The sequence below is a fragment of the Paenibacillus sp. F024 genome, from assembly GCF_057814255.1.
In genome coordinates this window covers 1-16254 of sequence record NZ_JBVASZ010000056.1, presented here as the reverse complement: position 1 = coordinate 16254, position 16254 = coordinate 1, and the positions used below count along the sequence as shown (strand labels likewise).

Annotated in this window: 12 protein-coding genes, 1 riboswitch and 2 other annotated features; of the genes, 11 read left to right on the top strand and 1 reads right to left on the bottom strand. The window is 54.6% G+C overall.

All coding sequences use genetic code 11. The features are described 5' to 3' along the window. Positions 1–454: 454 nt before the first annotated feature. Positions 455–555, top strand: a riboswitch (purine riboswitch). A gap of 101 nt (positions 556–656) precedes the next feature. From ACZYR9_RS26155 to ACZYR9_RS26145, 3 genes are all read left to right on the top strand, one after another. Next, a complete protein-coding gene (locus ACZYR9_RS26155) occupies positions 657–2069 on the top strand; it encodes an NCS2 family permease (RefSeq protein ID WP_488981324.1) in 1413 nt (470 codons plus the stop codon). Between the two features lie 165 nt (positions 2070–2234). Continuing rightward, positions 2235–2492, top strand: a binding site (T-box leader). A 33-nt stretch (positions 2493–2525) separates the two neighbouring features. Beyond that, positions 2526–2783: a binding site (T-box leader), on the top strand. An 83-nt stretch (positions 2784–2866) separates the two neighbouring features. Next, positions 2867–4444: a 2-isopropylmalate synthase gene (locus ACZYR9_RS26150; protein WP_488981325.1), complete on the top strand. Its 1578-nt coding sequence runs from the start codon at positions 2867–2869 to the stop codon at positions 4442–4444. A 435-nt stretch (positions 4445–4879) separates the two neighbouring features. Beyond that, on the top strand, positions 4880–7402 hold the full coding sequence (locus ACZYR9_RS26145) for a hypothetical protein (RefSeq protein ID WP_488981323.1): 2523 nt from the start codon (positions 4880–4882) through the stop codon (positions 7400–7402). 231 nt (positions 7403–7633) lie between these two features. On the opposite strand, the gene ACZYR9_RS26140 is transcribed toward ACZYR9_RS26145, so the two are convergent. Continuing rightward, positions 7634–9604, bottom strand: a complete 1971-nt coding sequence (locus ACZYR9_RS26140) for an ABC-F family ATP-binding cassette domain-containing protein (RefSeq protein WP_488981322.1) — start codon at positions 9602–9604, stop codon at positions 7634–7636. 265 nt (positions 9605–9869) lie between these two features. On the opposite strand from ACZYR9_RS26140, the gene ACZYR9_RS26135 reads away from it, so the two are divergent. The 8 genes from ACZYR9_RS26135 to groL all read left to right on the top strand — a co-directional run bounded on the left by ACZYR9_RS26135 (position 9870) and on the right by groL (position 16062). Next, complete coding sequence (locus ACZYR9_RS26135; RefSeq protein ID WP_488981321.1) at positions 9870–10505, top strand: 5-formyltetrahydrofolate cyclo-ligase; 636 nt, start codon at positions 9870–9872, stop codon at positions 10503–10505. Next, positions 10498–11001: a cyclic pyranopterin monophosphate synthase MoaC gene (gene moaC, locus ACZYR9_RS26130; protein ID WP_488981320.1), complete on the top strand. Its 504-nt coding sequence runs from the start codon at positions 10498–10500 to the stop codon at positions 10999–11001. The genes ACZYR9_RS26135 and moaC overlap by 8 nt, the downstream gene beginning before the upstream one ends. A gap of 64 nt (positions 11002–11065) precedes the next feature. Then, positions 11066–11566, top strand: a complete 501-nt coding sequence (gene mog / locus ACZYR9_RS26125) for a molybdopterin adenylyltransferase (RefSeq protein WP_488981319.1) — start codon at positions 11066–11068, stop codon at positions 11564–11566. Further along, on the top strand, positions 11556–12557 hold the full coding sequence (locus tag ACZYR9_RS26120) for a molybdopterin-binding protein (protein ID WP_488981318.1): 1002 nt from the start codon (positions 11556–11558) through the stop codon (positions 12555–12557). Before mog ends, ACZYR9_RS26120 begins: the two co-directional genes overlap by 11 nt. A 43-nt stretch (positions 12558–12600) precedes the next feature. Then, the gene (gene tatA / locus ACZYR9_RS26115; RefSeq protein WP_488981317.1) at positions 12601–12870 is read left to right on the top strand and encodes a twin-arginine translocase TatA/TatE family subunit; all 270 of its coding nucleotides are present in this window, start codon (positions 12601–12603) and stop codon (positions 12868–12870) included. A 14-nt stretch (positions 12871–12884) separates the two neighbouring features. After that, positions 12885–13661, top strand: coding sequence for a twin-arginine translocase subunit TatC (gene tatC / locus ACZYR9_RS26110; protein WP_488981316.1), 777 nt, complete (start codon positions 12885–12887; stop codon positions 13659–13661). Between the two features lie 367 nt (positions 13662–14028). Continuing rightward, positions 14029–14310 (top strand): co-chaperone GroES, encoded by a 282-nt coding sequence (gene groES, locus ACZYR9_RS26105; RefSeq protein ID WP_488981315.1) that lies wholly within the window; start codon positions 14029–14031, stop codon positions 14308–14310. A gap of 117 nt (positions 14311–14427) precedes the next feature. Beyond that, complete coding sequence (groL, locus tag ACZYR9_RS26100) at positions 14428–16062, top strand: chaperonin GroEL (RefSeq protein WP_488981314.1); 1635 nt, start codon at positions 14428–14430, stop codon at positions 16060–16062. Positions 16063–16254 lie beyond the last annotated feature (192 nt).

The following is a 16254-nucleotide window of genomic DNA, read 5'->3' as shown; positions in this document are numbered from 1 at the left end:
AAAGGGCTGAGAAGTTTGCTTTCTCGTTATTTAGAGCTTTGTTAACCTTTTGGAACCGCCGTATGCGGACCCGCATGTACGGTGGTGTGAGAGGTCGGGGGCTAGGCGCCCCCTCCTACTCGATTGGGAAAGGAGATTCACCAAGGGTTGAGGAGAACCCATCATGAAATGACGGCCAAAAGATCATTCGACCGGGATTCAGTCTTCCCTTTTTAAGGTATCCATCGATCAATGGACACTCCCATAGCTTGTTCTGCTTGTTTAGCCGGATAAGGCTGCAGGGCTGAGAAAAAATAGCATAAAACGAAAGCTTTTTGGAAAAACTTAGAGAACACCGCGCTTTGATTAAAGGAGTTATTTTCCTTTTTGCCGAACAAATCTAGAGGTGAGTTGAAAAATGTTCGGAAAGATCATTGACAAGCTTCGACGGCGATTTTAGAATAGGGGATAGATTTGCATATGGGAATAACCGTTTCGTATAATTCCGGGAATCGGCCCGGAAGTTTCTACGAGGTCACCGTAAATGATCTGGCTACGAAAAAAAAGCGGTTCGCGGAGAACTCCGTGAAGCGTTCTTTTTCTTGAAGCCCGGGAATAGGTAACGTAACCGGGCTTTTCGTCGTTGTTCCGAAAAACCATTTGGAGGGATTTCAGGAATGGATCGTTTTTTTAAGCTGAAGGAGAACGGCACCACGGTTCGCACGGAAGTCATGGCCGGTATTACGACGTTCATGACGATGGCGTATATTTTGGCCGTCAATCCGAACATACTGAGCGCATTCGGCTCGGGTGCGACCGGAATGGATTGGACCGCGGTCTTCCTCGCGACAGCAATTGCCGCAGGCGTGATGACTATCGCCATGGGCTTGTTCGTTAACTTTCCGGTGGCGTTGGCGCCGGGGATGGGGCTTAATGCTTACTTCGCTACGGTGATACTCGCTTCACAGGGACAGTTTACGTATCAAATGGCTTTGACGGCTGTTTTCATTTCAGGGATTATATTTATTATTCTGACCGTGACCAAGGTTCGTCAGATGCTGCTTGTCGCCGTCCCGGACAGCATTAAGCACGCGATTACCGTCGGTATCGGCTTGTTCATCACGATTATCGGTCTCAAAAACAGCGGTCTGTTGGCGGTTGCCGTCGAAGCCGCGAACGATATTCCAAAGGGCAAGTACACTGAGGTGGCGTTTTTCGAAACCGTGTTTCATTTGGGAAATGTGCATAATGCGAGCGTGTTGCTTTGTATTATCGGAATAGCGCTAATTTCCATCCTGATGGTACTGAAGGTGCGCGGCGCGATCTTGTTAGGTATTTTGCTGACAACGGTAGTGGGCATGTTCATGAGCAATCCGGACGGTTCTCCAGTTGTGAGCCTGGCTTCTCTGACAAGCGGCCAAACGACTTGGGTGCCGGACATGAGCAAGCTGGCGTTTGCGCATTTTGATTTTGCCGGTGTCCTGCATGCCGGAATCATTTCCGTCATTTTGACGTTTACGTTCGTGGAATTGTTTGATACGTTCGGTACGCTGGTCGGAACGGCCAACCGCGCCGGCTTTATGAAAAATAAAGAAGAAGGCAACAAAAAAGTAGGAAAAGCGATGATGGTGGATGCCATCGGTGTCAGCGGCGGCGCATTGGTGGGTACGAGTACCGTAACCGCGTATGTCGAGAGCGCGGCCGGCGTTGCCGAAGGCGGACGTACGGGTCTGACGGCTGTCACGACGGGGGTCTGCTTCCTGCTGGCGCTGTTCCTCGCACCGATTGCAGCACTCATTCCAGGCTCCGCAACGGCGGCCGCATTGATCGTCGTCGGTGTATTGATGATGCAGTCTGTTCGCGAAATTGAGTTCCAGGACCTGGTTTACGGTATTCCGGCCTTTTTGACGGTTACGCTGATGCCGTTCACGTATAACATTGCCAACGGAATTTCTTTTGGTATCGTGGCTTACGTGCTTCTCGCTACGGTTGCCAATTTGGGCAGCCAAGGGAAATATAAAGTCCACTGGCTGATGTGGATTTTGGCCATTCTGATTGTTGCAAGATATATCTTCCTTGGGGGTCATTGATTTCCCGAAGGATCGGCTAAAACAGGTTTACCAGCCTCGGTGCTTGCTGAATTCGAGCCCCGGGGCTTTTCTGTTTTCAAGGAAAGCTTCCGGTCGAATTGAAAAAGTTTTCTGAAAACGGGCATTGACTTTACGTCATGCGCATACTATAATTGCAATCAAATCAATAACGCAACGAACGGGAGCAGTAGCCGTCATAGCCTGTTTAGAGAGCTGCGGGGTGGTGCAACGCAGTCAGGAGCATCGGTGAATCTCGCCCGGGAGCGGCAAAGCCGAACGTCTGGAGTGTAGCGCTGCACTTCATGGGGAAGTAAGCTTTGACGGGTCGCCTCCGTGATCAGGCATTGAGCGGACAACGGCTTTCGATGGAAGCTGGGGTCAACAAGAGTGGTACCGCGATGGGAACAGCCTGTCGTCTCTTTGAATAGAGACGGCGGGCTTTTTTAATTGAATAGTACAAACGTGAAGAACGGGAGCAGTAAAGCCAATCCGGTCGTGCAGAGAACTGCGGGAGGGTGCGACGCAGTCGACGGATGCTTGAATCTCGCCCGGGAGCGGCGGAGCCAAAAGAGCTTGCGAGAGATCACCTCGCTAAGGTTGAGTAGGCTGCGACGGATTAGCCCTCCGTGACAAGGGATCGAGGTGGAATTCCGGTGTGCGCCGGAGTTCAAAAAGAGTGGTACCGCGGCAAGGCTACAGCCTGTCGTCTCTTGGTTTTCAAGAGATGGCGGGCTTTTTTTGCAGGTAAAATGATGAGGAGGATGATCGTGATGATGAATCAGGACCAAACGGGAAAAATGAGGAAAATACACATTTTCGATACGACATTGAGAGATGGAGAGCAGGCACCGGGAGCGACGCTGACGCCGGAGCAAAAAATCATCATTGCCAGACAGCTGGCTAAGCTTGGGGTGGATGTGATCGAGCCGGGATTTCCGGTTTCAAGTCCGGGGGATTTTGCAGCGGTACAGCAAATTGCAAGGGAGGTTACCGGCGTTGAAATTTGCGGCTTTGCCCGGGCGATGAAGGAGGATATCGACGCGGCCGCCCGTGCGATTCAGGATGCCGAGCGCAAGCGGCTGCATCTGTTTATCTCCTCGTCCAGCATTCATCTGGACTTTCAGCTGCGCAAATCCCGGGAGCAGGTGATCGGCATTGCCCGTCAAATGGTGGCTTACGCCAAGCAATTTGTGGACCGCATCGAATTTTCTCCGATGGATGCCACACGGACTGGAGACGAATTTCTGTTTGAAATGATCGAAGCCGTGATTGAAGAAGGTGCCAGCATCATCAACATTCCCGACACGGTCGGCTATGCGCTGCCGGAGGAATACGGGGCCATGTTTACCCGGGTGATGAAGAATGTTCGGGGCGGGGAACAGGTACAGTACAGCGCACACTGTCATAACGACCTCGGTCTGGCGGTTGCCAACAGCTTGGCGGCCATTCAAGCGGGAGTCACCCAAGTGGAGGTGACGGTCAACGGCGTAGGGGAACGCGCAGGCAACTGCTCGATGGAGGAACTGGTAATGGCGCTTGAAACCCGGAAGGCCGCCATTGGAGCGGAGACGTCGGTTCGGCCGGAGCATATTTTTGACACCTCCCAAATGGTCAGCCGCGCGATGAGCTTCCCGATTGCCTTCAATAAGCCGATTGTAGGACGCAATGCGTTCCAGCACGAGGCGGGTATTCATCAGGACGGGCTTCTCAAAAACCGCAGCACCTACGAAATTATGGACCCTGAGCAGCTGGGCATCCCGCGCAGCATGATCATTCTCGGAAAGCACTCCGGACGCCATGCGATCAAGCATCGGGTCAGCCAGTTCGGCGTCGAGCTGAACGATGAGCAGATGGAAAGCTTTTATGCCGCGTTCAAATCGCTGGCCGACCGCCAGAAGGTTGTTCATGACCACCAGCTGCTTGAGCTGGTAGGCCACACGGTCAATCAAGTGCTGGAGCCATATACGCTGGTGTCCGCACAGCTGATCACGGGCAATGCCGGACATCGGGTGGCGTCTTGTACGATCCGCAATGAGGCAACGGGTGAAGAGGCGGTTTATGTGGGAACAGGCGATGGGCCGGTGGAAGCTGTCGTAGCGGGTATCAAAGAGGGACTGCCGTTTGAAGCGGAATTCGCCGATCTGGAGCTGTACTCGCTGTCTGCAGGGGAAGAAGCCAGCGGCGAAGCGATTGTCACCATACGGGCGAACGGGAAATCCTACCGCGGTATAGCGGAGAACCGTGATATTCTGATGGCGGCGGCTCATGCTTACATGGCGGCCTGCAACCAGGCGGCTCGCGAGGGGAAGCAGCATGTGAAGGAACCCAAAGGCGATTCGGGAGAAGCCTGGGAAGCGGAAATTACCATACCATAATGTCGGAAGGGCTGTGGATAATAGTTATCCACAGCCCTTGTGCATATTGTGGGTAAATAACAAAAACCGCGGCAATACTCGGCTTGTTAAGGAAGGTTTTCCCGGGAGAGAGTGGATAAATTTTTCACGTCAAACCTGTGGATAATGTGCATAACTCTGTGGATTAGGCAAAAAAGCCTGAGGATTATAGAAAAATTGACAGGATATTCTGGGGATAATCTTGTGGATATTGCTATGCTCTCCCTTGGTTATACACAAGCTGGATAAAAAGGCTGGTTTTGGGTACAGTACGGGGAAGAGGAGGGCTTTAGAAACATGGACAAATGGAGCTTTGTCAACAGTGGGCCGTCAGTTTAACGGCTTATGAAGGAGACTGACACTGTCCAACATTGGCTGTGACGGCTAACCCATAAAGGGAAAGAGCAGGCTCATGCCGTGCAGGTAATGAAGCTTTGCGGATCGATGGAGAGAAAGGAGAGGGTGATCCGGATGCGTTGTGGATGGCTTGATCAAGCGGACTTCGGCAGAACGGCAAAACGGATCGGGTATGCCGCCGCGGGGGTGTTTCTGTGGATGGCGGGGTGGTATGCTGTTCCGACGGCTTCCGCACAGGGAATAAGCCCGGGTTTGCCTCTCCATGCCGTCGGCAACACTTCAGCCGCCGTTCCGGTTATCCCCAGTGTGGAAAACCACGCTTCTGTGGTTACCGTTGTCTCGGTGCCGGGATTGTCTTTTATGGAGCTTCGTCCGGAATGGCTGTACCATATGCCGTCGCTGCAGCATTTGTCCGAAGAAGGAGCATGGGCGGCGATGAATGTCAGATTGCCTGTTCGGGGGCTGGAATCGGTTTATGCGACATGGGGGGCGGGAGCCCCGGCGGACGGACGCAAGGCGGAGGGGTGGAACCGGACGGAGCGGCGTGAGGGTCAGCGGGCAGACAATGTGCTGGAACGGTTCTCGATGTTTGTTGTTGATATTGAGCAAGCTCCAGCCGCAGTGGTCATTCCATGGATCGAAACGATAAGGCGCAGCAATGCCCAGGGACCCTATTTGGCCCGGCCCGGTTTGCTTGGAGAGACGCTGCATCGCCATGGGATTCGTACAGCGGTGTGGGGGAATGTGGATAAGCCCGGGAACGGAACCGATCCGTACCGGCGTCCGGGGCCATTAATGGTGATGGACGAAAGGGGGCTTGTAGAGACAGGCGATGTCGGAAGGTCCGCGCTGGAGACCACTGGAATGATGCCGTATGGCGTTTTCACCCGAATCGAACAGGTGGCTGAGGAATGGAGGAAGACTACGGTTGCACAACGATCTCCTTCCGGAACGCTGGCATTGATTGAGCTGGGCGATTTGCACCGTCTGTATGCGGAAAAGGATCTGTATGCGCCTGAGCTTTTCATACAGCGCAAACAGGCGGTCCTGGAGCGGCTGGATGGGTTTATCGGGCGGTTGGCCGCCGAGATGAACGCAACCGGTAAGCGCCATGTGCTCTGGATCGTCAGCCCTCAGCCTCATGCAGAGGCGCTTAGGGAGAAGCTGCAGCTGACGCCGCTTGTGCGCTGGTCTCCGGGGGACGCGGCAGGGTCCGGGCTGCTGACCTCTGAGACGACCCGGCGCCCGGGCATTGTGTCGGCAGCGGACATCGCTCCCTCGATGCTTGCGGAATTCGGCTTGCCGCGCCCGGAGGGGATGATCGGGCTTCCCATCCGGAATGCAGAACTGATCAAGGGAACGGCCCGTGTTCAAGGCGGCGCTTTAGGCTGGCTGCTGCAGGAAGCGGGAAGGTTGAGCAAGGTGTACTTGCTGCGTCCGCCGATTTTGTACGGACTTGCCGTGTATGAAGTGGTTGTCATGCTGGCGGGCCTGGCTGCCGTTTGGGTTGGAAACGCAGCTGGAAAGCGGTGGCGGGCCCTGCTGCACGGGCTGTTGTTCAGTGTGCTGCTTACGCCCGGCATCTTGTTGGCTTTAGGCTGGTTCGTGTCCCTGGATACGTGGATATGGGTTGTCCTGCTGCCGATCGGCTTGGCTGGAGCGGTGTTCGTCGGGGCGGCGGCAAGCTCCCGCGGAGTACCGCAGCTGCTCCGGCTGCTGTGCTGGAGCGGCGCAGGGATCAGCGGGCTGATCCTGCTGGACTTAGCCTCAGGAGCGGAAGCGATGAAGCGGTCGGTGCTTGGCTATGACGCCATGATCGGTGCCCGCTACTACGGCATCGGCAACGAGCTTATGGGCGTGCTGCTCGGCGCCGCCTTGCTGGGCCTCAGCGCATGGCTGCAGGCGCGCCGCCTCCGGGCGCCCGAGGCCGCGCTGCGCGGGCGTGCCTGGGCTGCGGCAGCCGGCTGCGTGCTGGCCGGCGTCCTTGCCGCGCCCGCTCTGGGCGCCAACGCCGGCGGCGCGCTCGCCGCAGCGGCCGGCTTCGGCGCGCTGGCGGCCCGCCTCGCCGCGGGCGGCGCACTGCACTGGCGCCGCCTGGCGCTCGCGCTGGCGCCGCCCCTCGGCGCCGCGCTGGCGGGCCTGTGGCTGCTGAACGCCGCTTGGTCCCCCGGCCATGCCGTGGGACCAAGCGCAGCCGCCAGCGCGCCAGCGGCCGCAGCGGCCGATGCGGGCCACAGCAGCCACATCGGCCGCGCCTTCGGCGACCTGCTCCAAGGCCGCAGCGACGTCATCGGCGCCCTGATCGCGCGCAAGCTGGCAATGAATTGGCACCTCATCCGTGTTTCCGCGTGGAGCAAGGTGCTGCTTACCGGACTTGTGGTCATGGCCGTATTGGTGCTTCGGCCCCAAGGGCGTCTTCGCCGGTGGGAGGAGCGCTACCCGTATCTGATGCACGGGTGTTATGCCAACGTCATCGGCGCCGCAGCGGCCTTGGTGCTCAACGATTCGGGCATTGTCGCCGCAGCAACCATGATCGTATACAGCAGTGTGCCGCTGCTGTTGTTGAAGCAAGAAGGCGCCTGACAGGTGAGGATGGCCGCTATGAGACGTCGGTTGGGTCCTATACATGAAAAAATAGCGGATGACTCCGTGCTTAGGTTGACCCTTCAACGGCTCAGCCGGAGAAGTGCAGCCTTCAGTACGCATCATTCCGCTATTTTATATAGATAGACGATGTCTTTGGATAATGTATGCCTGTGGTTGTACCTTCCGGTTTACGCCGGACAAGTACCGCTATTGGCCAGGCAAAACGGGTTACTCCGCCAGCTCCTCCCACTGCCCGTAGGCGTCAGAGAGCTGGGTGCGCTTTTCTTCCAAAAGCGCGTTCTTTTCCTGTACCAGCACGTAGTTGTTATAGACCTCGGGGTGGGCCAGCTCCGATTCCAATTCGCCGAGCTCGCCTTCCAGCCGGGCGATAAGCTCTTCAAGCTGCTCCAGCTTGCGCAAGCGGCTGCGTTCCTCCCGTTTGGCCTGCTTCCCGGCCTCGTAGCCGCTGCCTTTGGCCTCGGCTGCGGCAGCATCGGAAGAGCTTGCCGAAACGGCGCCGCCGTTCTTCGCGGCTCTGCCCTTTGCTTCTTCTTCCTCTCTGCGCTGCTGCTCGATCTCGGCCAGCTCCAGCTTCTTTTCCACATAGTCGTCGTAATTGCCAAGATAGCCGGTGACGCCCTCCGGGGTCAGCTCCAGCATGCTCTCCGCCATTTTGTTAAGGAAATAGCGGTCATGGGAAATAAACAGCAGGGTGCCTTCGTAATCGATCAGCGCCGATTCCAGCACTTCCTTGCTGTAGAGGTCCAGATGGTTCGTCGGCTCGTCTAGAATCAGGACGTTGGCTTTTTGCAGCATCAGCTTGGCCAAGGCGACCCGCGCCTTCTCTCCGCCGCTTAACGATCCTACCTTTTTGAACACATCCTCGCCGCTGAACAGGAAATTGCCCAGCACCGTGCGGATACGCGCTTCCTCGAGATGTGGGTAGGCGTTCCACAATTCCTCCAGCACGGTTTGATTCGGGTTGAGTCCTGTTTGCTCCTGATCATAGTACCCGATTTTTACATTCGTGCCCCAGTCGTAAGTGCCGCGGTCTTGCGAATGCTGTCCGATCAGCGTCTTGAGCAGCGTCGACTTGCCGACGCCGTTGGGCCCGATCAAAGCGGCCGTATCGCCGCGGCGCAGCTGGAAGGACACATTGCGGATCAGCGGGTTTTGACCGTCATAGGAAACGGCGATTCCCCTGACGTCCAGCACCTCGCGCCCGGAAGGCGTCTCCACCTCAAAGGAGAAGCTCGCCCGTTTCAAATCTCCGAGCGGCTTATCGAGGCGCTCCATTTTGTCCAGCGCCTTGCGGCGGCTCTGAGCCCGTTTGGTTGTGGAAGCGCGAACGATGTTGCGCTGGATGAACTCCTCCATTTTGGCGATTTCATCCTGCTGCTTTTCGAACTGCTTGAGCTGAATTTCGTAATCCGCTTCCTTCAGCTCGATGTATCGGGTGTAGTTTCCGGTATACCTGCGGGAGGTGGTCCGTTCGATTTCATAGATGGCGTCTACGAGTGCATCGAGAAAATACCGGTCGTGGGACACGACCAGAATAGCGCCCGAATACGAACGCAAATACTGCTCCAGCCAGGTAAGCGTCTGAATGTCCAAATGGTTTGTCGGCTCGTCGAGCAGGAGCAGGTCGGGGGCTTCAAGCAGCATTTTGGCCAGTGCAAGCCTGGTTTTTTGCCCGCCGCTCAGCGCCTGCACCGGGGTGGAAGGATCCATTCCGCCGAAGCCCATCCCGTTTAAGATGCCCCGGATTTTGGCCTCGATCTCATAGCCTCCCTGCTCGCGGAAGGCGTCGGAAAGCCCGGCGTAGCGGCGCATCGTTTCTTCCATCTTTTTCTCGTCGGCCAGCACGTCCGGCTCGGCCATCCGTTCCTCCAGCCGCCGCAGCTCGGTTTCCATTTCCAGCAGACCGGCAAATACATGAAGCAGCTCGTTCCATATCGAACGGTCGGATACCAGTCCGCTGTTTTGCTTTAAATAACCGATTTTTGTTTCCTTGGCTTTAAAAATTTGGCCAGAATCATAAGAAAGCTCGCCGGCTATGATCTGAAGCAGTGTCGATTTGCCCGCTCCGTTTACTCCGACCAGCCCGATGCGTTCGCGCGCCTCGATTTGAAGCGATATATTGGAAAGCACGGTATTGACTCCGTAGCTTTTGGTAATCCCCGTGACTTGCAGCAGCATGATATGGTAAGCCTCCTGAATCCAAATTCCTGATTTTAAAAAAGAAACTTCTATATAGTGTAGTGTAGCATATTCACGTGCCGATTTCGATTTCCAACCGATGACAGGTATGCCGATGAAGCGCCTTGTCACGTATCCGTTCACCTTTGTTCCGGCGTCCGAAATGTTCCATTTGCCCCCGCTTTCATGAAAGGCTGTATTTATTTTCACGATATGATAAAATGAAAGTTAATCCAGATTTGAACGCCAAAAGTGAGGCGGTTTCATGAATATAAAAGAAAGAAAAATGGAGCTTCGCGACCGTGCGGAAGCGGTTCGCGCCGCTATTGCCGAGGAAGAGCGCGGGCGCAAATCCGGGATCATCAGCGACAAAGTGATTGCACGGTTGGAGGAGCTGCTTGAGCCGAATCCATCGGTAAGGTGGCGCCCGACCCTGTTTACCTATATGCCGGTCAAAACCGAGGTCGATGTTACGCCTGTATTGGAAGCCTGCTGGAAGCGGCAATGGCGTGTCGTCGTCCCGAAGGTAGTGCCCGCTTATAAGCAGCTCAAGCTCTATGAGGTTCGGTCCTATGCGGATCTTCATCAGGGAACCTGGGGCATTCGTGAGCCGGTGCCGAGAGCGAAGCAGCTTTTTGACATCAGGCAGATTAATGTCGCGTTGGTTCCCGGGCTTGCTTTTGACATGAAGATGGGCAGACTGGGGTACGGGGGCGGTTTTTATGACCGCTTTATGCAGCAATACGTCCGGACAGGCCTTCCCAAGCCTTACATTATTGCGGCGGCCTTTGAGGACCAGTTGGTTCCTGAGGTGCCGATGGGGCTCTTTGATTTTCGGATCAATGAGCTGATTACAGAAGCTCGCAGCATTATGGAGAGGAGTTCGGAAGCCGATGTCTGAACAGGAAACCAAGCAAAGTCCGCTTACTCATTTTGACGAGCAGGGACGTGCGCGTATGGTGGATATTTCCGCCAAGCAAGAAACCGTGCGCACCGCCACGGCTCGAACCACGGTCAGCATGCAGCCGTCCACGCTGGAGCTGATCCGCCAAGGGAAAATCGGCAAAGGCGATGTGCTGGGCGTAGCTCAAGTTGCCGCCGTGATGGCTGCGAAGAAAACGTCCGATTGGATTCCGATGTGTCATCCGCTGGCATTAACCGGTGTGGAAGTCCGGTTTGCGGATAATGGGGAAGGCGAGCTTTATATTGAGGTGACGGTTCGTACCAAAGGGCAAACCGGGGTGGAGATGGAAGCCCTCACGGCTGTTTCGGCTGCAGCGCTGACCGTGTATGACATGTGCAAGGCGGCGGAAAAGTCGATGCAAATCGGCCCGACCTTCCTGCTGAGCAAAACCGGGGGCAAGAGCGGCGATTATCATTATCCCCCGCAGCCTTAGAGTACAGATTGATTTTGCCACATGTAATATAGATACTAAACAAATTCAGGGGAGGAGCAGGTTTATGCGCTGGAAAGTGGCAATCTTGACCGCAAGCGACGCGGGATCCCGCGGGGAGCGGGAAGATACTAGTGCACAGGTGATCCGTGAGCTGATCGAAGAAGAGATGAACGGGGAAATCATCGAGTACCGCATCGTACCGGACGAGAAAGACGAGATTATGGCGGGACTGATTGAGATGACCGACTATTTCAAGGCCGATCTGATTCTTACCACGGGCGGAACGGGACTGGCCGTTCGCGATGTGACTCCTGAAGCAACGTTGAGCGTTATCGATAGGGAGGCTCCGGGCTTCGCCGAGGCCATGCGTATGTCCTCTTTGCAGAAAACGCCTCGCGCGATGCTGTCACGGGCCGTTTCCGGGATTCGCGGCAGAACGCTGATTATTAACTTGCCCGGCAGCCCAAAGGGCGTGTCGGAGAATTTGTCGGCCATTATGGACCAGCTGCCGCATGCGCTGGCGATTCTGACCGGACGTGAAGGGGATCATGGCCGTGAAGCTTGAATCTATGCTTGAAGAGGTTGCGGTTGAGAAGGCGGTCGGAATGGTGCTTGCGCACGACCTCACGCAGATTATCCCGGGTCAGTTTAAGGGACGCCTATTCAAAAAAGGCCATGTGATCCGTGAAGAAGACATCCCCGCGCTGCTGAGCATCGGGAAGGAGCATATCTATACGATCCGGTTGGAGAAGGGCATTCTGCACGAGGACGAAGCGGCTCTGCGCATGGCCAAAGCGGCACAAGGCGCGAACGTCCAGCTGACCGAGCCCCATGAAGGCAAAATTACGCTGAAATCAACGATTCACGGCCTTGCCAAAATCGATAAAGCAAGAATCGATGAAGTGAACTCCCTCGATCAAATCATCATGTCCACCGTTCGGACGAATACCGTCGTCCGGCCGGGACAGGGATTGATGGGTACGCGGGTGGTCCCGCTGATTATAGAAGAAGCGCGGATTGCCGAAGTGGAACGGATTGCAGCGGCCGCGTCCGGACCGCTTGTGGAGGTGAAGCCGTTCAAGAAGCTGCGCGCCGGGCTGATCACGACAGGCAGTGAGGTGTTCAAAGGCCGGATCCAGGACAAATTCGGACCTGTGGTGAAAGAAAAGCTGGCTGCCCTAGGGTCGGAGGTCATTGAGCAGCGCTTTGCTCCGGATGACAGCGAGACGATTGTGAAGGAGATACGCCGATTTAAGGAAGAAGGGGCTGACGCGATTTTTGTCACGGGAGGCATGTCCGTTGACCCGGACGATCGAACCCCGGGCTCCATTAAGCAGGCGGGCGCACGCATCGTCAGCTACGGGACGCCGATGCTGCCGGGCTCGATGCTGCTGATCGGATATCTCGACGAGATCCCGATCATGGGGCTGCCCGGTTGCGTCATGCATGATCCGTATACTTCATTTGACGTTCTTTTGCCGCGGATTTGCGCCGGGGAGACGATCACCAGGGACGATATTACCGAAATGGGATACGGCGGCTTGTACAACTGCTGATTTTTGAATGTAACGAGCTTTGAACTTGGAAAGGACGATTGCTATGTTTGGGAATTTAGGCTTCTCAGAAATATTGCTCATCGCCGTCATAGCGCTGCTGTTGTTTGGACCCAAAAAGCTTCCTGAATTGGGCCGTTCCCTCGGCAGAACCATTCATGAGTTCAAAAAGGGAACACGCGAATTGCTGGAAGACGATCCGCAGCCGGCAGAACGCAAAGATGTCACGCCTGCCGGCCCAAGTGTAAAGGAACCTGAACAGCCGCAGGCCGCTGCTCCGGATCACCGGCAGGATTCCCGCAGATTGCCGGATTGATGAGGTGAACCAAAATGGAACATGATGAGGGCATGACGCTTGTCGAGCACTTGACCGAGCTGCGTAAACGAATCATCTGGGTCATTATCGTGCTTGTGCTCGGTATGGTGATCGGACTGCTTTGCGCCCAGCCGCTGATCACGTATTTGAAGTCCGTTCCGCCGGCGAACGAAATCAATTGGAACGTGTTTTCGCCGTGGGATGCGATTAAATTGTATATGAATTTCGCACTGGTCATGGGCCTGCTCATCACCCTCCCTTTTACCTTGTATCAGGTATGGGCTTTTTTGAAGCCGGGTCTTCGGCCGATCGAGCAGAAGGCTTCGCTGATCTACGTGCCGTTTGCTTTTTTTATGTTTTTGCTGGGCCTTGCGTTCGGTTATTTCGTCGTGTTTCAGATGGCTTTTCTGTTTACCACTACGATTACCCAAAGCCTGCAGCTTAGCGAAACGTACGGTGTGACGCAGTATTTTTCTTTTATGTTTAGTATTCTTATTCCACTGGCGCTTGTGTTTGAGCTTCCGATTGTGGTCATGTTCCTGACGAAAATACGCTTGCTCAATCCGATCCTGCTGCGAAAGTTCCGGCGCTATGCCTACTTGCTGCTGGTTGTCATATCTACCTTGATTACGCCGCCCGATGCAGCTTCGGCGATCATTGTATCGATACCTATGATAGGACTGTACGAATTTAGCGTGCTTCTCTCAGGAAGGGTCCACCGGAAGCAGCTGCTTCAGGATCAAGCGTGGGAAGCGGAGGGAGCCGAACCGGCCGTAAAGTCTGTCGATTGACAGGCTTTTTTGCTTTGTTTTGAGGAATGGAAGGTGAGATGCTTGTCAGATCAAGGCGGGCTCATTTCTGCCGGCTGGCTAAGGCATAAATGGTAATATCCGAATTTTTCCGGCATGGTGTTGGGTTTCTTTCTAATGTTCGGGGTGGTTGTTACCCTAGGCTTCCCGCAAGCTCTCATGTAAAACGGATGAGCTAATCTGCCGTATATTTCATTCATCCATGGATACAATGAATGAGGTGTAAAATTGTTGTAAAACCACTTGCAAAATGATTGGGAAATGAGTATCATAAGAATTGTTGTTAGCACTAAACACATACGAGTGCTAATAAAAATCTGACCCTAATTTTAAAGGAGGCTATTTTCTCATGATCAAACCGTTGGGTGATCGCGTAGTCATTGAAGCCATCGCTAAGGAGGAAACGACCGCAAGCGGAATCGTACTGCCTGATACGGCGAAAGAAAAGCCGCAAGAAGGTAAAGTTGTAGCCGTAGGCAGCGGTACACTCAAAGACGGCGAACGCGTGCCGCTTGAACTCAAAGAAGGCGACCGTGTTATTTTCTCCAAATATGCAGGCACTGAAGTTAAATACGACGGCCGCGAGCTGCTCATCATGCGTGAGAGCGATATCCTTGCGATCTTGGGTTAATTAGAGCACACGGGATATCACTGCGCTTTATACTTAAGTTTTGCGCATTTACTTATGAAAATATCCGTTTCGGTAAAATAAATGATTTCAACAAATTCGACTTAGGAGGGTTTATTCATGGCAAAAGAAATCAAGTTCAGCGAAGACGCTCGCCGCTCGATGCTCCGCGGGGTTGACGCATTGGCGAATGCTGTAAAAGTTACCTTGGGTCCAAAAGGCCGCAACGTGGTTCTGGAGAAAAAATTCGGAAGCCCGCTCATCACAAATGACGGTGTAACGATCGCTAAAGAAATCGAGCTCGAGGATGCATTCGAGAACATGGGCGCTCAGCTCGTGAAAGAAGTAGCTACCAAAACCAACGATATCGCTGGTGACGGTACGACAACGGCAACCGTTCTGGCTCAAGCGATGATTCGCGAAGGTCTGAAGAACGTAACTGCCGGCGCTAACCCAATGGTCGTTCGCAAAGGTATCGACAAAGCGGTTAAAGCTGCCGTTCAAGAGCTGGCAAACATCTCCAAGCCGATCGAAGGCAAGCAATCCATCGCTCAAGTAGCTGCCATCTCCGCAGCTGACGACGAAGTAGGCGAATTGATCGCAGAAGCTATGGAAAAAGTGGGCAAAGACGGCGTTATCACCGTTGAAGAGTCCAAAGGCTTTGCTACCGAGCTTGAAGTGGTTGAAGGTATGCAGTTCGACCGCGGTTACATCTCCCCGTACATGATTACGGACACGGACAAAATGGAAGCTGTTCTGGACAACCCGTACATCCTGATCACGGACAAGAAAATCACCAACATTCAAGAAATCCTGCCGGTGCTTGAGAAAGTGGTTCAATCCGGCAAGCAGCTCTTGATCATTGCAGAAGACGTAGAAGGCGAAGCTCTGGCTACTCTCGTAGTAAACAGACTGCGCGGCACGTTTACTTGCGTAGCTGTAAAAGCTCCTGGCTTCGGCGACCGCCGCAAAGCGATGCTGGGCGATATCGCTGCTCTGACAGGCGGCCAAGTGATCACCGAAGAACTCGGTCTGGATCTGAAATCCACTACTCCAGATCAGCTCGGTTCCGCTCGCCAGGTTCGTGTAACGAAAGAAAACACGATCGTTGTAGACGGCTCCGGCGACAAAAAAGACATCGGTACCCGTATTTCGCAAATTCGTGCTCAATTGGAAGAAACGACTTCCGATTTCGATAAAGAAAAATTGCAAGAGCGTCTTGCTAAGCTTTCCGGCGGCGTAGCTGTCGTTAAAGTCGGCGCTGCTACGGAAACTGAGCTGAAAGAGCGCAAGCTTCGCATCGAAGATGCTCTGAACGCTACTCGTGCAGCAGTAGAAGAAGGTATCGTTGCAGGCGGCGGTACAGCCCTTGTGAACGTATACGCAGCTGTTGCGGCAGTTCAAGCTGAAGGCGACGAGAAAACCGGCGTAAACATCGTTCTGCGCGCTCTGGAAGAGCCCGTTCGCACGATCGCTGCCAACGCAGGCCAAGAAGGCTCCGTCATCGTTGAGCGCCTGAAAAAAGAATCCGTCGGCATCGGCTACAACGCCGCTACCGGCGAATGGGTGAACATGATCGAATCCGGTATCGTTGACCCTGCCAAAGTAACGCGTTCCGCGCTTCAAAACGCAGCATCCGTAGCGGCTATGTTCCTGACAACCGAAGCGGTTATCGCTGACAAGCCGGAAAAAGATAAGCCTGCTATGCCTGATATGGGCGGCATGGGTGGTATGGGCGGCATGGGCGGATTCTAATCCGGCCTTGTCCCGTAAGGAAAAAGCAGCATCCTCTGTTTGGAGGATGCTGCTTTTTTGCGTTGGGCGTGCCCAGCTAAGCACGCATCTTCTAGCCGGTGAAAGTCCGGTCGCGGGAGGAGCCAAGTCCCCGCGTAGCTAGGATACTTGCGTATGGCGAAATCTGTGCGTAAAAGCGTATCGACGAAAGTA